Here is a 20,185-nt window from a genome sequence, read left to right on the forward strand (position 1 = left end):
CATTTCTTGCAAATAGGCCGGGTAGTTTCAGAAAAACTCCCAACTTCTTATATAAGCAAGACTTATACTTTATCGGACCATGAAGGCCAATGAAAGTCCAATTTTGTCATTATGTGATGCCAATCTAATTCCAATACACTCTATACCTTGCTGTACAGGCTAATGTACACTTATGCCATCAAATAACTGGGGTTAAAAATATGCCGAATCACTTTGTTGACTGGATACGCGAACAACTTGAAAAGAAAAGCAATAGCCCTCGTTATATACAATTGCAAAAAGCCATCGAAATGGCGATTGAAAAACAATTATTGGCTGTAGGTGAGTTTTTACCCCCCGAACGCCGATTAGCAGAACGGCTCAATATATCTCGAGTCACTGTCAGTAAGGCAATGCAGCTTCTGGAAGAAAAAGGGGTGATCATACGCCAGCAAGGGATTGGCACTCAGGTTGCAAAACCGGAAAATTCTTCTCTCAATCAGGCTGTTGGTTTTACTTCCCAAATCATTAAAGAGGGAGGAACGGTATCCAATTATTGGTTATCAAGAAAGATTATTCCTGCGCCGGAAGATATAGCGAAAAAATTATCAGTTAACACGGGCGAGTACATTGCCAAACTGCGTCGCATCCGCCTTGCTAACGGCACTCCGGTTTCCCTTGAGAATACCTATATTCCCCAAGCCTACCTGCCTCACCCAGAATTATTGGAAGGTTCCCTGTATGCTCATTGGGAACAACAAAACATTCACCTCACCAACGTGCATCATAAAATCAAGGCCATTGCCTGCCATGCAGAGCTTGCCATATTGCTCAATATCGCCGAAAACTCGCCACTGCTGCAAATTCACCAAATCAGCCTGAATAGCCAAAATGATGTCATTGAATTCAGTGAAATTTTGTGTCGTGGTGATATTTATGGGTTGGATTTCAATTCTCCTCAGAATATTGACATCAACTATAAACCATAAAAACCATTAATATAATTTATCGTTTATTCAGGTTATTGCCCCCTGTTTTTTGGGGGGATATTCAACCTCTCTTCTATGCGTCATTTTTTAACCTAACTTATATTCTTATCATTAAAAATGTTACTTTATTGTTAAAAAACAACGTTTACCGAATAAAAAAGGACCAATATACTATTAAATCGTAAAAATATTACTTTAGTATTTATAATAAAAAATCCTTAATAGAAATCGGCCAGAAGAAACAAAATAGCCAATAAAAACAAAATATTAAAATCAAAAGCACATCTATCACCAATCGATTTCAAATCATTAGGGATAAATAAAAACAGCAGACAAAGCAGTGTAAGAAACGATAAGGGCCATATCACCTTTTACTCAAGGGATTATTTATGAAAGATATTAGCCAATTATATTCAAAACATCCTGAGTTATATGATGCATTTTCAACCCAAAGAGAATTTCTGGCAGAATGCCGCTCTCTTCTTGACCTCTCATTTCCCAGCGATCCTCATGACATAACCACATTAGAATTACTCGCCGGACCAGCAAGACATTCACTGGTGTTTAATCAATTGGGATGCAAAGCTTATTCCCTTGATGGTTCTGAAGGAATGAAATCCTATTCCGTTGCAAAAGGTATACAACGCGAAGAAAATTACTTTGTTTCGAGTTTACCTTCTGATGAACCGATTATTCCTCCTGATTTGAAATTTAATATTTTCACTTTGCTCAGATATTCTGTTGGTTACTTTACAAAAGAATCCATTCAATGGTTGTTAAAATGGTGTCAACGCCATTCCCATAAAAACGGCATACTTTTCATTCAGGTACATAAACCAAGCACATTCACTGACATTATCGAAAAACATGAAGAAACACGTGTTATCAGTGACACTGAGCTGGGTAAGGTGGAAAGCTATTGGCCACTCACGCCGCCTGAATGGAGCGACACTGCCTGGGAAGCCATAATGACGGTAAAAGTGATTATTAATGGTGAAACTCATTTATATGAGTCCCGAGAAATAATCCACTCTTATGAGGATATTAAGCATCTTGCTGAATTAGTGGGGTGCAGGGCAGAAATCATTCCGCCTCAAAAGCTATCTGGATTTACGACCAGCGCCCATATCGTCGCCATATATCTATAAACATCTTCCTTCTGTCAGCGATCCAGACTGGCAGAAGGAATAGTGAGGGAGCAAGTACTGAAGACGTACGTACTGAAAAAGCAAATAAAACGGCAGTTATTCCTTACCTGCCGTATTCAACTGCTGGTAAATATAGTGCTTATAGCTCTCTACCAACGCGTTGTCCTGACAATCATTCAAAGCACCATCACACAAATGACGCATGGTCATATTGGCCTGATAAAATGGTGGGGCAGCCAAGCGGGCACGCTCCAGTATCATTCCACCAAGGAAAGAAATATCAGTCAGTTTACCCGTCGTGATAGAAGCCCCCTGTTTTAAATTATCCCGTAAGGTAAATTGGGTAATATGCGCGGGATCAGGTAACGAAGAGTGATAATGATCAAAGTGGATGTTCGGTTGATGATCGCCAAAATAGAGAAAAACAGTGGGCTTATCACGCTTGGCAACAAATTCACTGAAATCCTTGATGGCCGAATCGGAGGCGATAATTTTTTCCATGTAATGACTAAATTTGCCTACTGCTATCGAACGTTCAACGCTGCCAGTCAAACCATAGTCATCATGATGGTTCTCATCATAAGGGCCATGTTCAAACATTGTCAGAGAGAAAATAAAAATTGGCTTATCGGTTTCTTTAGCCAAAATAGTTTTCACGTACGACAACATATCCTGTGTCGGAATCGTCCAGAGGTTTTCGCCCATGCTGGCTGGATAACCTAACTCTTGTGGCTGGATCACCCGGTCAACGCCTAATGTCTTGTAAGCGTGCCCTGCATGGTAAGCAGATTTATTAAATGGTGTCAGCACAACGGTGTAATAACCATTGTCTTTCATCGCACGGAACAAGCTGTTTTGCAGATGATCGACAACAAAGTAAAACACGGCATTTTTACGTGAGCCAAAATCATCCGTATCCAATCCCGTTAGAACAGAGAATTCAGATAACCAAGTTCCGCCACCAAACGTTTGTACTCTTAGCGGGCTTTGGGCGCTGACACCCGCATCGCGCTGGAACATATACAAATCCGGCAACTTAACATTAGCGGGTAATTGGTAAAGATGGGGATTAACGGTGGATTCTTGCAATAAAACAACCACATCGGGTTTCACGGCGGACTGTGGTTCAGGCAGAGTCACTTTTTTCGCCTGTTGCAGGAAATAATCAGCAGATGTGCCAAACTTCGGGGGCTGATATTCTGCATCCATGGCCGACATCACCATATTGGTCATCGTTCCCCGCCCTTTCGGCAATTCATTCTGCCATTGAACGTAGTAGGCTTTGACCGTTAAATTGATACCCCAGACACCGGCGGCCATCAAAACGATACTGGCGAAGCGCCATTTGATACCTCGTACAGGAGGAGCCGCTTTCCAACTCAGTATCATATTGAATATCAAACAAATAACCATCGCCACTACCGCAATACCGGCCAGCCAATAATGGCGCAGGGTTTCCTGATTTGAGGGGTCCAGCATGAGATTCAAATCGGAAAACATCAGTTGTTCTTTGTAGTAATGGACTTTTATCTGATTGAGGAATTTGAGGATAATAAATAAGGTTCCCGTTAACACCGCCGAAAATAACCAACGCGCTGAAACTAAGAAAACCAGACCAAAGATGACGCTAAACACGCCGACTGACACCAGTGCAGGATAAATATCTCCGCCCTTTTCAAACACCAATATCGAGGAAGCAATCAACAGCAATCCAAGATAAATCTTCGAGATTATCTTCTTCTTCATACTCTATTGAATTCCACACATGAGTTCATGTTTGACATTACTCGCTGAAAATAGCATAGGTTTTCAAATATGCCGTAAATAAAATGCAGCAAATTCGCTCAATGAAGACAGCGTGGATTCAAAGGAGTTCAACGACCATTTTGTGAAATAAGTATTTTTTGACAAGCAGCTAGAAAATGTCCTCATCTCGTAAAACGTGCAAGTTTGCCTTCCTACGGGTAAAACCTGTGCGGTCAAAGTATTCCAGAATTTGGATCGCTAATTTACGGCCGATACCTAACTCATTGCGAAAATCTATCGCTGTAATGCCTCCGTTAGCCTGATCATATTGACGAATCAAATCAGCAAATTGCTGGATATACTGACGATGATAATAACGGTCAGGTATGATAGCGATAATAAGCCCCAATTGTGCGGCGGTACGCAAAAGGCGGCGTATGGTTTCTTCATCTTCCCCCATTTCAGTTGCCAAATCGCGCATCCACCACGCTTCCTCCTTGAAATGCAATTCTGCTTTTGACCACAAATTTGCCTGTTCTGTGGTAAACGCCAACCCATGTTCAGGCAAATGCAGCCCGCCATGCGTTTGCTTTAGCGCTTTCTGTTCAAGTAAGCGATTGATCAAGGTATAAACCAGCGTTTCATCCAATGTTGGCAGCGCCATCCGTTTCAGGCGGGCTTTACCCAAGCCCAGTTGATCGGGGTGTTTTTCGTGATACTCCGCCAAAACCTGCAATAATTTTTGCTCCGCTAACTCCGCATTATGCTGCGATAATGCCCAATCATCCGCAATAACGACCTTTGCTTCTGCCAATAGGCTATTGATCTGGCTTCCTGTTAACTGACGTGCCCAGGCAAAATGGCTGAGAGACAGCGCGCCATTCGGTAAATGCAGCATGAGATGCTCTGCATGACTGGCAGCTCGTGCCAATTGTGACAGCCAATTCAGGAATGCCGGCTGACGTTTTCCCCTGCGCGGAGAATTCAAGTTAATGACCCTTGCACCTGCCAACGTTTTTTTGGCACTGATATCACGCAATATCAGGCGATCATTTTCAACTAACCACAAAGGGCGATCCAACACCAATTCAGCCAATATCGGCGTATCAGCCAGCGAGTTCAGCAATGAAATTCTACCGGTGATATGGCTGGCGGCATGATGGATATGGAGAGATTGCCAATTTTGCAGTGGTACATCCGTTTCAATCTCCACCAGCACTTTTTCAGACGGGGATAATGATTTTTGTGATGCCCATATTTTTTGAGAAAACGGCTTTTGCGCTAATAGCCAATCACCACGGGAAATGTGCTCTTTGCTGATATCACCGACAATATTCAATGCAATACGCTGGCCTGCCTGCGCAACCTGAGCAGGTTGATTCTGGGCATGCAAACCACGAACCCTCACAGTTTGATCACAACCCGTCAGCCACAACGTATCACCGACATGAACACTTCCAGCCAGTGCGGTTCCTGTGACCACCAATCCCGCGCCTTTAACAGTAAAGACACGATCGATTGCCAACCGAAAACGTTGATTCAATTTTTCCTGCTGCGGGTTTTGAAGAAGGAAAGAATGGCGATTTTGATGGACAGACAGTAAGTGTTCTCTCAGTGGGGCAATGCCATCACACGTTGTTGCCGCCGTCACAAACAAAGGCACTGATTGCCAGCCTTGTGATGCCAATAACTGTATCACCTGCTGCCGGACTTCCTCGATCCTTGCCTGTTCGACACTATCGGCTTTGGTCAGTACAACCATGATATCAGGCCGCCCGATTAAACGCAGGATCGCCAGATGCTCCTGAGTTTGCGCCATCACTCCGTCATCACAGGCGACAACCAACACAACATGATCAATGCCACCCATTCCCGCCAGCATGTTAGACAGGAATTTTTCATGTCCCGGTACATCGACAAAACCGACCGAAGAGCCATCCGGCTGCGGCCAATAAGCATAACCAAGATCGATAGTCATGCCCCGTTTTTTCTCTTCCGGTAAATGGGTCGTATCAACTCCTGTGATTGCACGAATCAGAGTCGTTTTACCGTGATCAACATGTCCCGCTGTGGCAAAAATCATAGTCATTAAGCCTATATCTATAACAACGATGCTAAGGGATTTTTATGAAAATAATGCCTGAAATAACGCACTTCCATCTTCAAGGCAGCGTAAATCCAGCCATAACCGCCCATCATACAGGCGCCCAATCACGGGCTTGTTCAAATTGCGCCATTGATGAGCCAATTTCTCCAATGTACTGCCACGCCCATCAATCGCAGTAAAAGTCAGCGCCCAACTGGGCAAGCGATCCACAGGCAAGGAACCGCTGCCAATCTGGGAATAGCAAGGTTCATCGCGAACAATGAATTTGTCGCTGTAATATGCCTGAATGTTGGGCAGTAACTGTTGCGCCATGTCATGGATTTCATCTTGCGGACGCGTCAGTAAACGCAGTGTCGGTAACGTTTGGCGAAGTTGTTCAGGATGTTGATAAAGACGCAATGTGGCTTCCAATGCAGCCAATGTCATTTTATCTGCCCGTAATGCACGTTTCAGCGGATGGCGTTGAATGGCATCAATCCACGGTTTCTTACCAACAATTATTCCGGCTTGCGGGCCACCCAATAATTTATCACCGGAGAAAGTGACAAGATCGATACCATGGCTCAGATAATCCTGTGGCATCGGTTCCACCGGCAAGCCATATTGCGCCATGTCTGTCATGGAACCACTACCGAGATCGATGGCAGTCGGAATTTGGGATGCAATACCCAGCTTCGCCAGTTCTTCACCCGATACTTCGGCAGTAAAACCTTCAATGCTGTAATTGCTGGTATGCACTTTCATCAATAAACCCGTTTCAGGGTTGATTGCCTGCTGGTAATCTTTCAAATGCGTTCGGTTAGTCGTTCCCACTTCGACCAAACGACAACCCGCTTGCACCATAACATCGGGAACACGAAATGCACCGCCAATTTCCACCAGCTCACCACGGGAAACGACAACCTCTTTTCCCTGCGCCACCGTTGCCAATACCAGCAAGACCGCAGCGGCGTTATTGTTGACGATACAGGCATCTTCTGCTCCCGTCAGGGTACACAGTAAATCCGCCAGCGCGCGATCACGATGCCCACGAGCAGCGCCATCAAGGGAATATTCCAACGTAACCGGCGAACGCATCACCTGTGTTACCGCATCAATCGCCGACTCTGCCAGCAATGCCCGCCCCAAATTGGTGTGAAGCACCGTGCCACTCAAGTTAAGTACGGGCTTCAACGCTGACATTTGATCCTGTTCCAATCTTTGGCGTAATGGTGCGGCCCAATTATCACTCCATTCCGGCAAGGTCTGATGTTCCCGGATATTGAACCGCGCCTGTTCCTGCATTTCCCGCAATATATCTACCACTCGCGTCTGCCCATGGCGCGCTGTCAACGAGATGATTTCCGGCTCCCGCAGCACGCGATCAATAGAGGGTAATTGACGGTACAGTGAGTTTATTGCTTGTGTCATCGTTTCATCCATTACCATTTATTCATTGGGAACATTTATTCATTGGGAACACTTATTCATTGGGAACACTTATTCATTGGGAAATAGAAAAGGGTTCAAACTGCTACGGGCAAAACCTTCCTCTTCCATTTTGGCATCCAAAATCAGTGATGCCAGATCATCCGCCACTGCTTCCACATTGGGATCTTTTTCCTGATAAAGAATTTTCAGATAGCTGCCGCAATCACCACAACTTTCCGCCTTGACTGCCGCCTGCTCACTATCCAATGACCAATAATTCAGGTCACGAGTCTGCTCACAGTTGCTGCATTTGATTCGCACAACATGCCACTCGCTTTCACACAAATGACAATGCAGGTAGCGCAAGCCTTGGCTGGAGCCGATTTGCACCATACTGACAACGGGCATACTGCCGCAAACCGGACAAAACTGTCGGTGTTCACCATATTCCGCCCGCGCCTTGCCGGGGATCAGGCTGGCCATTTGTGCCCAATAAACAGACAATGCCGCCCAGACAAACACTGCCTGATCGGCACTGACTTTGCTGAATTCTCTATTCAGCAGCGCACTTGCCATCTCTTCCAGCTCTTGTTCTGAGTTTTTCGCCAGATTTTCGATGGCAGGTTTTACATGTTCTGGCACGGTGGGCAACAATTCTGCTATCAGGGAATGCAGGATATTTTGCCAGTGCTGAGTACGGGGCAGGGTTTTACAATCTAACGGGATGCCATTCTTTTGTTGGGAATAACCGATAATTTCATCCAACTCCACATTCAGCGGATTGTCATACAGGGCTTTTTGCTGTGCCTGTACGATTTCAGCAACAAAATTCAGGTAGTTTGAAAATGGATTGTTTTCTGTCGCCAGCGTTTTCAGACGTTCGGCACGACGTTGATACAGGTTTTTCAGATTGGCAAACAGCAAGGGTGGAATAAAACCCGCACCTCTTTCATTTACGCGCTCTTTGCCTAACTGCTCTTTAGGAACAATGCGAATACTCATTACCTTCACCTTCCTATTCTGTTTATACGTAAGTATCCAACCATCTTACCTTGCCAAACATTACCTTACCAAACAACGGGCATTACCATGCAAGTTTACTGACATCACCGTAATAATTCAGGTTAAACTGTCAGTGTTATAAAAGGGGAGAAGGGTGGATTTATCTGCATAATCATTAACACTCTTCTAGATTGGCCTATCGATAATTGAAGAGATTAATGATGAAACTAACATCTGAAAAATTACTGACGGCAATAAAAAAATATGCCCAATTACCTGAGAAACAGAGAAATTTAACCCAAAAGCAGATAGATTGGTTTACCAACCCAGAAAACGTATTCCTGCTGATAACTCTGGTATTAACCCTGCCTAAAGAGACGATGACCGAGATGGGGGACAGCATTAGCAGTTGGGTTGAGGTTGCCATCGCGGAACTTGCGTTAACGACGAACAAGTTACCAGTAGAAGCCAGACAACAATTTGAAGAGGCTATTGAATACGTTCTGGCGTATACCAAAGAAAACTACGAGATCAACAGTGAATGTGTGCTGCTTTGTTTATCAATATTGAAGAAACATCAGTTTCACATCAATACTGACATCACTCATTTGCTGGGCGCTCCAGAATATGCAGATAGCACCAATATCGCGACTTTTCCCCAGAAACAGCCCAGATTAAGCCAACTGTTTGATCAATTTGAGATCCAATCTGGCATTGAATTCATCGAGTTTTTCGAAACCGGCTTTTCTGTAGCCCCTGCTGAAACCTTACCCCATTTACTGTCGGAAGTGGCCCACTATTCATGGGGCATAGATGCGCTGCTTTTACTGACTCAGTACTTTGAAGAGCCCGTTGCCCTTGCCAGTGCGCAAGCGTTGGATAATTGCCCTTCCTCGGCATGGGCAAATTTATCCTACTTGCAGCTTTTAAACCTGTGTACACGATTCAATCGCCATTCCTCGATTAAACACTGTTTTAAACGCTGGAAAAAACGCGCACTGGCACACAGTAAGGCCCGTAAGACAGCAGAAATACATGAAATACACGCCTCCCATGTTGATGGGAATGATTGCGCCAGTATGATGATAAAAGTGACACTGGATAATCAGGTATATCAGTTAAACATGATGCTGGATTTCAAATCGGGTATTCGGGAGACCTTACTGAATCTTGATCCTGAACAATCCCTCACTGAGCTGATCGCACAATTAGACCCTCATGTAGACTTTACATCAGTTTCTCCAGACTGGCTGCAACAGGTCTTACCGTGGGTCCTTTCAGTACAGTCGAACAAAAACACTCCACTCGATCTCTACTCACTTTATTGGTTGTCGCGACTCCCTTTCGAGTGGACACAACCAGAAGCGTTTGATTTTGAATACTGGAGCCAAAAACTGGGCTATCAAGCCAATCGGCAACGCCAGGAACGAAATCGTCTCAGCCTTATGACGGGGTATTCCCCATTAATTATGAGTTGGCTGGCACCAGAAGAATATATATTGGCAGCGACAACACCCAAAGATTTATTGAAGCGCTATTACTATGCAAACCGGGAGTTGTTTACTGAACGCCTGACTTACTCGGCCGCAGTCGAACGGTATAAACTGCCGCCACAGGCGCAACGTCTGACGAATGATTATTTAGACCTGGCCCATACACTCAGCGATCCCACTTTGAGTCGCAAAAAATTTGCACTATTTGATACCTTATCAGAGTTCAGTTTTGAATACTTTACCGCAGCGATGGACCTTATTGATGCCGAGATGCCACTACAAGGGCTTGTCATCAAAATCAGCTTACTTGATGCAAGCCCTGCGGTATGGCGTCGGATTAAAGTCAGCAATCAACTCACACTGAATGAATTTCATGATGTGATACAAAATGCCATGGGATGGGAGAATGCCCACCTGTTCCGCTTTGATATTATGGGAACAGAAATCCCGGAAGAGCATTATGACCAAGTGCGCATTGGTGTATTTCTGAATGATACCGGCGATTATCTCAGCTACCAATATGACTTTGGCGATGATTGGTTCCATTTGGCGATAGTCGAGAAAGTGCTGCAAAAAGATATTACCCTGCCTGTAGTCACGGCAGGTAAGGGTATGTGCCCGGCTGAAGATTCTGGCGGCATTTTTAGTTGGAACCATTTACTCAAATTGAGGAAAAAGAAAGTTCTGACTGAAGACGAAGCTGAACAATTGGATTGGGCGGGGTTATCTCCAGGTGAAGAGCTTGAACCGTTTGATAAGGAGCAGGCTAATCAGATACTCAAAAAATTATTCAGTGAATGATTGCGCCTTGCTTATAGCGCATTGATTATTTGAATAAATCAGCATGGCTTCCAACACGATACAATATCAATTCTGTGTCAGTACGTTGGTAAATCAAGAGTAAATCTGGAGCGCCGTGGCATTCTAGGTAACCAATATAGTTACCAATCAGTCGGTGCTCTTTATATTTTGGTGGTAATAGCTGACCAGTCTGTAAAAGCGCAAGAGTTTCTAGAATAATCTCTTGCGCTTTCTTATTGTTGGCATACTTTTTAGCATCCTTTTTGAACCGACTTTGGTAAACGATCATCAACATTATTTACCAACCCAAATCGCGTTTTAACTCATCAATGGTGTTTACACGGTGAACATCTTTACCATTTTCCAGATCACGAATAGCCTGTAATGTTTCGCTATTTGGCTGAAGAAATCCGTCAGGTAATTGACCTTCAACTGCCAACCGATTAACAAGCATACGAATCACCGTAGATAAATCCAGTCCCAATGCCTTGGCATTCGCCATAGCCGCTTCTTTAGAGGCTGAGGATACTCTGGCTCTTACAACAGTATCAACCATACAAATCTCCATTATTTGTTCAAATAACGATCATTGTAGCCATTTTGTAGCCACACAACAAGGTTTATCAGTTTAATTTCTCTACACTACGGAAAGCTATGTTCAATACTAATTTTTCAATAAGTAAGAAAAAAGCAGGGTACACAAAAATACCCTGCCTCAAATTTACTCTTTTTCCTTCTGTTGCTCTTGTTTGACAATTTCTCGATACCAGCGGGGATGATGTTTTTTCGCCCAGCCACGTGTGACCCAGCCTTCCACCATCGCCCGTACTGATCCTTTCACCCAAAACGCCGCATAAGCGTGGACAATAATGGTCAGGATCAGGCCAATCGCTGACAGGGAATGCACCAGCAAGGCAATTCTGATCAATGGAATCGAGAAATACTCGGCAAAATAAGGACGCCAGATAATAATGCCGCTGACCAACAATAAGAGCAGACAGACACTTACCGACCAGTAAATGCCTTTCTGACCGAGGTTATACTGCCCGGTATCCCCCGCTTCTTCATTACGCAGCACGTTATGAACATTCTTCGCCCATTCAATGTCATCCCTGTCGATCAGGTTATGTTTGAAGTATCTGAAAAACATAAAGATAAACAGGAAGAACATGATCGAACCCGCAAACGGATGCAGTATCCGTGATAGCTGCGGTGTACCAAAGATATTCATCATCCAGTTCAGGGAAGGAAAGAAAAATCCCAGCCCACTGATAGCCGTAAACAAAAAGCAGATCACCACCGCCCAATGATTGACTCGCTCAATCGGAGAATGACGGATAATGATATCGTTACGCTTTTTCATTTCTTCACCTCCTCATCGCTGGAGTCAACATCCTTGAGCGCACTCTCTTCCTCTTCTTTAGAGACACGGTTCGGGCCAATGCCGACGTAATGGAAAATGGAAGCAGCAAAGGTCGCGGCAAAACCGATTGCCGCCAATGGCTTCCAGACACCTTTCCAGAATGTGACTGTCGGACTGATGGTCGGGTTATCCGGCAGGCCGTGATAAAGCTGAGGTTTGTTGGCATGGTGCAGAACATACATCACATGTGTTCCCCCCACGCCTTCGGGATCGTACAGCCCGGCATTTTCATAACCGCGTCCCTTAAGCTCTTCAACCCTCTCCGCTGCCAGCTCTTTCATATCCTGCTTACTGCCGAAATGAATCGCGCCGGTCGGGCAGGTCTTCACACAGGCAGGTTCCTGCCCCACGCCAACACGGTCAACACACAGGGTACATTTGTAGGCACGATTATCCTCTTTGTTAATGCGCGGCACATTGAAGGGACAGCCCGCAATGCAGTAGCCGCAGCCAATGCAGTGCTCTGACTGAAAATCAACAATACCATTGGCATACTGAATAATCGCCCCTTCTGCCGGACAGGCTTTCAGACACCCCGGATCGGCACAGTGCATACAGCCATCTTTGCGGATCAACCATTCCAGTCTGCCATTCTCCTCCACTTCGGAAAATCGCATCACTGTCCATGACTTCGCCGTCAGATCGGCGGGATTATCATAAACACCGACGTTGTGCCCAATTTCATCACGAATATCGTTCCATTCTGAACACGCTACCTGACATGCTTTACAGCCGATACACGTCGTCACGTCGATCAGTTTTGCCACCTCTTGCTGGTGATCCCGCACACGAGGCGCGGGAGTCAATGAACTGGTGGCAGAGCGACGAATAATGTCCTGAGATTGCAATGACATAATTTTTCTCCCCTACACCTTTTCCACATTAACCAGAAATGCCTTGAATTCCGGTGTCTGCGTATTGGCATCACCGACAAACGGCGTCAGGGTATTTGCAAGGAAACCTTTCTTCGCTGCGCCTTCAAAGCCCCAGTGAATCGGAATACCTATGGTATCCACTTCACGACCGTGAACATTCAAAGTACGAATACGCTTCGTCACCACCGCCTTGGCTTTGATATAACCACGTTTGGAGCTGACTTTAACGGTATCGCCCTGTTTGATGCCTTTCTCTGCCGCCAACCGTTCACCAATTTCCACAAACTGCTCTGGCTGGGCAATCGCGTTTAATAACGCATGTTTTGTCCAGAAATGGAAATGTTCAGTCAGCCGGTAAGTGGTTCCCACGTAAGGGAATTTATCGGCCTTACCCATCGCTTCAAAATCACTTTTGAATACGCGGGCAGCCGGATTGGAAACCACATTCGGATGCAGCGGGTTAGTTCCCAGCGGCGTTTCGAATGGCTCATAATGTTCAGGGAAGGGGCCTTCAGCCATTTTGTCGATGGCAAACAGGCGACCCATGCCTTCTGGTTGCATGATAAACGGCCCGACATCCGTACCGGGAGCCGCGTTGCTGTAGTCCGGGATATCCACACCCGCCCATTTATCACCATTCCAGGCAATCAATTGACGTTTCGGGTCCCACGGCTTGCCCTGTGGATCAGCGGATGCACGGTTATACAGGATGCGGCGGTTCAGAGGCCACGCCCATGCCCATCCCAGCGTATTACCGATGCCGGATGGATCTGCATTGTCGCGGCGGGCCATCTGGTTGCCTTCCGGCGTCCAGCTTCCGGCGAAAATCCAGCAGCCACTGGCGGTGGTGCCGTCATCACGCAATTGCGCGAACGATGACAATTGCTGACCTTTTTTCACCAGCACATTGCCGTTGTCATCCAGCAAATCAACCAGAGCACGGCCGTTATTTTCCTGCGCTATTTCTTCCGGGGTTGGATTGTCAGGGTCGAGATAATCCCATGTCATACTCAAGACTTGCTCTGGGGCTGCACCGCCTTCTTCACGGTACAAATCACGCAGGCGTTTGAAGATACCTGACAGAATTTCACCATCCCCAATGGCTTCACCCGGTGCATCCGCCCCTTTCCAGTGCCATTGCAGCCAGCGGGCTGAATTGACTATTGAGCCATTCTCTTCGGCAAAACAGCAGCATGGCAGACGGAATACTTCGGTCTGAATGGCAGAAGGATCAACATCGTTGAACTCACCATGATTTTGCCAGAATGACGCTGTTTCGGTACTGAGCGGATCGACCGTGACCAAAAACTTCAGTTTCGACAACGCGGCGACCACTTTGTTCTTGTTCGGGAATGACGCGATGGGGTTGAATCCCTGACAGATATAACCGTTCACTTCCCCTTTCGACATCATTTCGAAATATTGCAGGACATCGTAAGGTTTATCCCACTTCGGCAGCAGATCGAAGCCCCAGTCATTCTCTTTACGGGCGTTATCACCATAGAAACTCTTCATCAGGCTGACAAAAAACTTCGGATAATTTCCCCAATAATTGACCTGTCCCGGCACGGTGGATTTTGGTGTACTGGCCTGCAAATAAGTTTGCAGATCAGTTTGTTTCTCCGATGGCAGGGAGAGATAACCCGGCAGGCTCTGCGACAGCAGCCCCAAATCCGTCAGGCCCTGAATATTGGAGTGACCACGCAGCGCATTAATGCCGCCGCCCGCCATTCCCATATTGCCGAGCAACAATTGGATCATTGCCATAGTACGAATGTTCTGTGCACCAACGGAGTGCTGCGTCCAGCCCAATGCGTACAGGAAAGAGGTGGTTTTGTCTTTCGCGCTGGTTTCTGCCAGATATTCACATACCTTAAGAAAATCTGCCTTCGGCGTACCACAAATATCAGTCACGACATCCGGTGTATAGCGGCTGACGTGAGATTTCAGCAAATTCCAGACACAACGAGGATGGGACAGGGTTTTGTCACGCTTGGCAAAACCATTCTCATCCAGCTCGTAATTCCAGGTCGTTTTGTCATACTTGCGATTTTCCGCATCATAGCCGCTGAACAAACCATCATCGAACGAGAAATCTTCCCGCACAATCAGGCTGGCATTGGTGTAAGCCTCGACATATTCACGGTTAATCTTTTCATTGGTCATCAGGTATAAAATCACACCTGACAGGAAGGCAATATCCGTTCCGGAACGGATAGGCGTGTAAAAATCCGCCACGGAGGCCGTACGGGTAAAACGTGGATCGATAACAATCAGTTTCGCATTGTTGTGAATTTTGGCTTCCATTGCCCAACGGAAACCCACAGGATGTGCCTCAGCGGCATTCCCGCCCATTACGACGATCAGGTTCGCGTTCTTAATATCCACCCAGTGGTTGGTCATCGCACCGCGACCAAATGTTGGAGCAAGACTTGCTACCGTTGGTCCGTGTCAGACACGCGCCTGGTTGTCTACGGCAAGCATGCCGAGAGCGCGACTAAATTTTTGCGATAAAAAACCCGTTTCGTTACTGGCTGCGGAAGCACACAACATGCCCGTTGTCAGCCAACGGTTAACCGTGACACCATCTTGGTTGGTTTTGATGAAATTGGCATCGCGATCTTGTTTCATCAATCTCGCAATACGATCGAAGGCTTCATTCCAGCTTATGCGTTGCCATTGATTGGAGCCGGGGGCGCGATATTCCGGATAATGCAGGCGATTTTTGCTGTGAACAAAATCAACCAATCCAGCCCCTTTAGGACACAAGGCACCACGGTTTACAGGATGATCCGGGTCCCCTTCGATATGAAAAATAGTGGATTTGGCATTTTTGGCGCCATCACCAAGGCTGTACATCAATAATCCACAGCCGACAGAACAGTATGTGCAGGTATTTCGGGTTTCACGCGCACGCAGCAATTTGTAGTTACGTGTTTGTGCAATCGCGGCGGTCGGGGCAAACCCCAGCGCGGCTGCCGTCGTACCCGCCATACCGCCAGCGCAGATCTTAAAGAACTGCCTTCTGCTGACTTGCATGGGGATCTCCTCACTCACATTGCTCATTAACACACATCATCACGGGGTTCCCGCGAAGACGTTCGCTTTTTATCAATATGTTATTGGGTAACAAAACATCACTCGATAATAACTTGATGCATGTTTTTTTTGATTTTGGATACTGTCTGTTATAAACATTTGTCTGTTAAACGTTGTCCATTGTGTGATCGGGCTTCTCACCTGATATATCCACACAAACAGTATTATGAATCAATCTAGCGGGGAATCCACTAATGAATGATGCAAGGTCAGAAAATGAGTTAGCCATGGAAGGAACTTGCGGCGCTTTTCGCATTAATGTGCAACAACAAAATGTGCAACAACAAAATGTGCAACAGAGCAATCATCTGAATAGCGCCAAATTAGATTGGGTCGCTGAGGAAGTCCCGGTTGCATTGGTCTATAACGGTATATCTCATGTCGTAATGATGGCCAGCCCGAAGGATCTTGACCACTTCGCCATCGGTTTTTCATTATCAGAAGGGATCATTACTTCCCCGCAGGAAGTTCGTGGTATCGATTCTGTCATCAGTTGTCACGGCGGCATTGAACTGCATATTGAACTTTCCAGCCGCCGTTTTGCGGGGTTAAAGGAGCGTCGGCGCAGTATGGCTGGCAGAACAGGCTGTGGTATCTGCGGCACCGAACAACTGACAGAAATCTTTCGTCCCATTCCTCCCCTGCCTTTCACCCAAACCTTTTCACTCTCTTATCTTGATTCTGCACTTGCTCAATTACCCCATGTTCAGGAAATCGGTGCTCTCACTGGCTGTACTCATGCAGCAGGCTGGTTTAATGCTGAAGGGAAATTGCTTGGCGGTTGTGAAGATGTTGGTCGCCATGTTGCACTGGATAAGCTACTGGGAATGCGGGCAAAAATGGGCTGGCAGCAAGGTGTGGTGTTGGTTTCCAGCCGCGCCAGTTATGAAATGGTGCAAAAATCTGCCAATTGTGGTGTGGAAATTTTGTTTGCCGTTTCTGCCGCAACCTCACTCGCCATTGAAGTCGCGCAAAAATGCAACCTGACGTTGATCGGATTTTGCAAACCGGGACGAGCAACGGTGTATACTCATCCGCAGCGAATAATCGATTAATCAAGGCAGGGAAACATCCGTTCCTATCGATTTTCCCCTTATTACCACCATGCAATTTGAGAACTTATTGCAGTATGAAAACCCCAAAAGATAAGTTTAAAGAAAAACAAGATGCTATTTTGCATAGCGCTATCAGTCTTCTTGTTCAAGAAGGAAGCCGTTCTTTTAGTATGAGAGCACTTGCTAACCATTATGGAATAACGCTGGGAAATTTACAGTACTACTTCCCTAATTTGGAATCTTTATTGGAAGCATTGTTTAACCAAATTATTCTGGATACAACAACAAGGTTGCAGCTTGCGGCTCCTGAACTCAACAAATTTGATGTTCTAATTGATATCATTTTGACTAATTTACAAGACATCTCTTTATGCACATTGGCGTTAGAAGCGTTGCTGGCAAGTCGTCGTTCAAAAAGTTTACATAAAACTTTAACCCGGTTTTATCAACACTACATTGAGCAGATAATTACTCTGCTAGATAATTACTGTTCAAATACGCCGGAGAATATCAAGAAAGAAAAAGCGCTAATGTTAGTCTCTTTATTTGAAGGCTTATCCATCTTATATTCCAGCCAAAACAAATCGACTTTTGATTTTGATATAAGTAAGCGTTTACGCTCTACTATCATTGCCATTATAGAATCAGAATAATCTCACCTTCCCAGATAGCATACCCAGATTAGTTTATATTCGCAGATTTAACCCACTGAAAAATAGGGATGACTTTCTCCATCTCCTTTCCAGTTTCAACTGAAAATAACATCACAGAGATAGCAAGATAAATGGTATCAAATTTCCGCTATGCAGAAATTTGATACCTATGAGGAAAAACTTATACTTTTTCTGTCATTTTGTAACCTATTGAATCTACGGCACTTCACTATTTATGCTAAAATTAACGCCTTCCGATTTTAGTAACACTTTCAGTTTCTCAGCATCCAAGAACATTTCACCGGTTTTTAAAACATCTGGCATATTATTCTGTATATGTTCAGCTAACTGCATCACTAATGCTGCTGCTCCCAGTGAGGTTAAGTGCGTTTGCCCTTTGGGTGCATTGATTTGTAGATATAGATACTTACTATTTCCTTTTTCATCCGTACCTCGTATATCAGTACGAATTTGATGCTGGTGACCTTTACCCGGATTATATAAAACCTTTCTACGAAGGCGTGTCGAGCACAATTTCCAAATACCTTTTCTGACTAAAAATGCGAGAAGTTGATTACTTTTAGGTTCATCAAAGCCAATTCTGGTCGCGACCGTTTTCACATTCATAATTAAAGGTAAAATAAATTGCTCAGGCATATCTATCCGAAAAACTTTATGCTGGCTATTATCACTAAATAAAACCGTTTTTTCGTCAGAAAAAGGAAGGATTTTTTGGTATTGCCCATTTTGTTTTACAGTAAATGGTACGGTTAACCTATCCATATAATCAACTGAATTTGGGCCGGCTTTATCATTCAAAGCATATAAAACACTCATATCGATACTATCAATACTCGAAAATGATTTACTGATATCATTAATGAGCGTCGCGACAATACTCGCCATCCATGATGATGCAAAAATCATGGAACCTGATTTTTTATTCTGCATGATTACCGCTTTAGTTAATGCGATTTGCAAACGTTCAGTCCAACGAGTTATGTCCACATACGCAATATGATTCTGATGTGCAAAATCTAATAATTTGTCTTGTGGATCATTAACAAGTGCTAAGACGATATCTACCTTTAGATCTTCCGGTAAAGCTGGTTTTTCAATATCAAACGCCAAAGCCTGTGAATTCTGCAAAGTTTGAGATAGTTCTTTTGCCTTACTTATGCTCCTGCCAGCAATAATCAATTCTAAATCAGGGCAATATTGATTGAGAATTTGTGCAACTTGTTGACCAACCACACCATAACCACCAACCAGCAATACTGATATGTTCTTCATTTACCAATCCTCAAAAATAGGTCACATGACCTATTTTTGAGGATCATTAGATAAATTTCAAGCAAAATCATTATACTCAGCAGGTTTCAAGTTGCCTCTTTGTTGGCTGCACTCACTCATCCCAGTCACCGTAGTTATAAACATAAAGTTATCTATGCTTCCGGGGATTCGTTCCCTTGCCGCCGCAGTGCAACTTGAAATCCATTGGGTATAGTTAACACCACAGAAAACAACTAGTTAAAAATATATTATTATTTTAGGTGAATTCGACTAATATTAAAAAATGAATCACCAATAATAAAAACAAAAGTATAAAAAACACACACTCCACATTGACTATAGAAAATAATGAGGCTATTTTCATTTAAATATCTCCCTTTGATGCATTCAAAAGTAAACTAACATGCAAATTCAATTCAGAAACAATTTAAAATATAAAAAATCACCAATTTAAATTTTATTTATTGGTTGTAATACGATTATGGAAAAATATAACCCTCCATAGGAGCCAGTTATCCATGAAATGGTACATTGAGGAAGCATCGAAAATAAACAACTCCATACCCTATGGTAAACAAATTAACATAAGTGCTGGATTTGGACCAACAGGGATACCCCACATAGGAACACTTTGTGAAATCACTCGCACTAACCTGGTCAAAAATGAACTAAACAGACTGGGTAGAGAGGTAAATTTCTATTTAATTTCAGATGATTTAGACTCCTTCAGAAAAATTCCATCCAATGTTCCCAATCCAGAAAAACTAAAACAATACTTAGGGCTGCCTGTAAATAAAGTCCCAGATCCTTTCGGTATTTACTCTTCATTTTCAGAGATGGCCGAAAGCCGATTATTTGAATTGGCTAAAGAGTATAATGTAGATTGCAATATAGTAAAAAATTCTCTGTCCTATAAAAATGGAGATTATAATTCTCTAATAAAATTATTTCTCGAAAATTTCCCCAGTATAAATAAAATATGTAAAGAGTCCACAGGTTTTTTAAGACAAAGAACCTATAATATTATAATGCCAATTTCTGAAAAAACAGGTAAAGGCATATTATTATAACAAATATAGATGTTAATAATGGAGAAATAACTTATTATATAC

The 20,185-nt window shown here is 44.3% G+C and carries 16 protein-coding genes; 6 read left to right on the forward strand and 10 right to left on the reverse strand.

Annotated features, from left to right (window positions below; genetic code table 11):
* Positions 1-200 precede the first annotated feature (200 nt).
* Together AB204_RS05925 and AB204_RS05930 are read left to right on the forward strand one after the other, a co-directional pair.
* A complete protein-coding gene (locus AB204_RS05925; protein ID WP_047962460.1) occupies positions 201-968 on the forward strand; it encodes a GntR family transcriptional regulator in 768 nt (255 codons plus the stop codon).
* 389 nt (positions 969-1,357) lie between these two features.
* Positions 1,358-2,116 carry a hypothetical protein gene (locus AB204_RS05930; RefSeq protein ID WP_047962461.1) on the forward strand — a complete coding sequence of 253 codons (759 nt, stop codon included), beginning with the start codon at positions 1,358-1,360 and terminating at the stop codon, positions 2,114-2,116.
* Positions 2,117-2,212: 96 nt separating this feature from the next.
* Here the strand turns inward: AB204_RS05930 and AB204_RS05935 are convergent, their stop codons facing one another.
* From AB204_RS05935 to fdhE, 4 genes are all read right to left on the reverse strand, one after another.
* Positions 2,213-3,862 carry an LTA synthase family protein gene (locus AB204_RS05935; RefSeq protein WP_047962462.1) on the reverse strand — a complete coding sequence of 550 codons (1,650 nt, stop codon included), beginning with the start codon at positions 3,860-3,862 and terminating at the stop codon, positions 2,213-2,215.
* A gap of 169 nt (positions 3,863-4,031) precedes the next feature.
* Positions 4,032-5,945 carry a selenocysteine-specific translation elongation factor gene (gene selB, locus AB204_RS05940; RefSeq protein WP_047962463.1) on the reverse strand — a complete coding sequence of 638 codons (1,914 nt, stop codon included), beginning with the start codon at positions 5,943-5,945 and terminating at the stop codon, positions 4,032-4,034.
* Between the two features lie 42 nt (positions 5,946-5,987).
* Positions 5,988-7,379, reverse strand: a complete 1,392-nt coding sequence (gene selA / locus AB204_RS05945) for an L-seryl-tRNA(Sec) selenium transferase (protein ID WP_047962476.1) — start codon at positions 7,377-7,379, stop codon at positions 5,988-5,990.
* A 69-nt stretch (positions 7,380-7,448) separates the two neighbouring features.
* The gene (gene fdhE, locus AB204_RS05950) at positions 7,449-8,381 is read right to left on the reverse strand and encodes a formate dehydrogenase accessory protein FdhE (RefSeq protein ID WP_047962464.1); all 933 of its coding nucleotides are present in this window, start codon (positions 8,379-8,381) and stop codon (positions 7,449-7,451) included.
* A 218-nt stretch (positions 8,382-8,599) separates the two neighbouring features.
* Here fdhE and AB204_RS05955 point away from each other — a divergent pair, with 218 nt between their 5' ends.
* The gene (locus tag AB204_RS05955; protein ID WP_235428034.1) at positions 8,600-10,675 is read left to right on the forward strand and encodes a plasmid pRiA4b ORF-3 family protein; all 2,076 of its coding nucleotides are present in this window, start codon (positions 8,600-8,602) and stop codon (positions 10,673-10,675) included.
* Between the two features lie 25 nt (positions 10,676-10,700).
* Here the strand turns inward: AB204_RS05955 and AB204_RS05960 are convergent, their stop codons facing one another.
* From AB204_RS05960 to fdnG, 5 genes are all read right to left on the reverse strand, one after another.
* Entirely contained in the window at positions 10,701-10,970 is a 270-nt protein-coding gene (locus AB204_RS05960; protein ID WP_047962466.1) for a type II toxin-antitoxin system RelE/ParE family toxin, read from the reverse strand.
* A gap of 3 nt (positions 10,971-10,973) precedes the next feature.
* Positions 10,974-11,231 (reverse strand): type II toxin-antitoxin system RelB/DinJ family antitoxin, encoded by a 258-nt coding sequence (locus tag AB204_RS05965; RefSeq protein WP_047962467.1) that lies wholly within the window; start codon positions 11,229-11,231, stop codon positions 10,974-10,976.
* Between the two features lie 165 nt (positions 11,232-11,396).
* Positions 11,397-12,038, reverse strand: coding sequence for a formate dehydrogenase cytochrome b556 subunit (fdoI, locus tag AB204_RS05970; RefSeq protein WP_047962468.1), 642 nt, complete (start codon positions 12,036-12,038; stop codon positions 11,397-11,399).
* Positions 12,035-12,952, reverse strand: a complete 918-nt coding sequence (fdxH, locus tag AB204_RS05975) for a formate dehydrogenase subunit beta (RefSeq protein ID WP_047962469.1) — start codon at positions 12,950-12,952, stop codon at positions 12,035-12,037. The genes fdoI and fdxH overlap by 4 nt, the downstream gene beginning before the upstream one ends.
* A gap of 12 nt (positions 12,953-12,964) precedes the next feature.
* Positions 12,965-16,012, reverse strand: coding sequence for a formate dehydrogenase-N subunit alpha (fdnG, locus tag AB204_RS05980; RefSeq protein ID WP_084728539.1), 3,048 nt, complete (start codon positions 16,010-16,012; stop codon positions 12,965-12,967).
* 287 nt (positions 16,013-16,299) lie between these two features.
* Here fdnG and fdhD point away from each other — a divergent pair, with 287 nt between their 5' ends.
* Both fdhD and AB204_RS05995 read left to right on the forward strand, forming a co-directional pair.
* On the forward strand, positions 16,300-17,127 hold the full coding sequence (gene fdhD, locus AB204_RS05990) for a formate dehydrogenase accessory sulfurtransferase FdhD (RefSeq protein ID WP_411354704.1): 828 nt from the start codon (positions 16,300-16,302) through the stop codon (positions 17,125-17,127).
* A 74-nt stretch (positions 17,128-17,201) separates the two neighbouring features.
* On the forward strand, positions 17,202-17,780 hold the full coding sequence (locus AB204_RS05995; RefSeq protein ID WP_047962473.1) for a TetR/AcrR family transcriptional regulator: 579 nt from the start codon (positions 17,202-17,204) through the stop codon (positions 17,778-17,780).
* Positions 17,781-17,996: 216 nt separating this feature from the next.
* Here the strand turns inward: AB204_RS05995 and AB204_RS06000 are convergent, their stop codons facing one another.
* Complete coding sequence (locus tag AB204_RS06000) at positions 17,997-19,073, reverse strand: saccharopine dehydrogenase family protein (protein ID WP_047962474.1); 1,077 nt, start codon at positions 19,071-19,073, stop codon at positions 17,997-17,999.
* 518 nt (positions 19,074-19,591) lie between these two features.
* Between AB204_RS06000 and AB204_RS06005 the strand changes: the two genes are divergently transcribed.
* The gene (locus AB204_RS06005; protein ID WP_053067840.1) at positions 19,592-20,143 is read left to right on the forward strand and encodes a hypothetical protein; all 552 of its coding nucleotides are present in this window, start codon (positions 19,592-19,594) and stop codon (positions 20,141-20,143) included.
* The last annotated feature ends 42 nt before the right edge of the window (positions 20,144-20,185 follow it).

The sequence above is a fragment of the Xenorhabdus khoisanae genome (genome assembly GCF_001037465.1).
In the GTDB taxonomy this organism is placed as follows: domain Bacteria; phylum Pseudomonadota; class Gammaproteobacteria; order Enterobacterales; family Enterobacteriaceae; genus Xenorhabdus; species Xenorhabdus khoisanae.

What these genes read in the sequence shown, in the direction of transcription:
- AB204_RS06005 (WP_053067840.1), top strand. Translation starts at nt 19,592, where the DNA reads ATGAAATGGTACATTGAGGAAGCATCGAAAATAAACAACTCCATACCC.
- AB204_RS05930 (WP_047962461.1), top strand. Translation starts at nt 1,358, where the DNA reads ATGAAAGATATTAGCCAATTATATTCAAAACATCCTGAGTTATATGAT.
- selB (WP_047962463.1), bottom strand. Translation starts at nt 5,945, where the DNA reads ATGATTTTTGCCACAGCGGGACATGTTGATCACGGTAAAACGACTCTG.
- AB204_RS05995 (WP_047962473.1), top strand. Translation starts at nt 17,202, where the DNA reads ATGAAAACCCCAAAAGATAAGTTTAAAGAAAAACAAGATGCTATTTTG.
- AB204_RS05960 (WP_047962466.1), bottom strand. Translation starts at nt 10,970, where the DNA reads ATGTTGATGATCGTTTACCAAAGTCGGTTCAAAAAGGATGCTAAAAAG.
- AB204_RS05965 (WP_047962467.1), bottom strand. Translation starts at nt 11,231, where the DNA reads ATGGTTGATACTGTTGTAAGAGCCAGAGTATCCTCAGCCTCTAAAGAA.
- AB204_RS05925 (WP_047962460.1), top strand. Translation starts at nt 201, where the DNA reads ATGCCGAATCACTTTGTTGACTGGATACGCGAACAACTTGAAAAGAAA.
- AB204_RS05955 (WP_235428034.1), top strand. Translation starts at nt 8,600, where the DNA reads ATGATGAAACTAACATCTGAAAAATTACTGACGGCAATAAAAAAATAT.
- fdxH (WP_047962469.1), bottom strand. Translation starts at nt 12,952, where the DNA reads ATGTCATTGCAATCTCAGGACATTATTCGTCGCTCTGCCACCAGTTCA.
- AB204_RS06000 (WP_047962474.1), bottom strand. Translation starts at nt 19,073, where the DNA reads ATGAAGAACATATCAGTATTGCTGGTTGGTGGTTATGGTGTGGTTGGT.
- fdhE (WP_047962464.1), bottom strand. Translation starts at nt 8,381, where the DNA reads ATGAGTATTCGCATTGTTCCTAAAGAGCAGTTAGGCAAAGAGCGCGTA.
- AB204_RS05935 (WP_047962462.1), bottom strand. Translation starts at nt 3,862, where the DNA reads ATGAAGAAGAAGATAATCTCGAAGATTTATCTTGGATTGCTGTTGATT.
- selA (WP_047962476.1), bottom strand. Translation starts at nt 7,379, where the DNA reads ATGACACAAGCAATAAACTCACTGTACCGTCAATTACCCTCTATTGAT.
- fdoI (WP_047962468.1), bottom strand. Translation starts at nt 12,038, where the DNA reads ATGAAAAAGCGTAACGATATCATTATCCGTCATTCTCCGATTGAGCGA.
- fdhD (WP_411354704.1), top strand. Translation starts at nt 16,300, where the DNA reads ATGGAAGGAACTTGCGGCGCTTTTCGCATTAATGTGCAACAACAAAAT.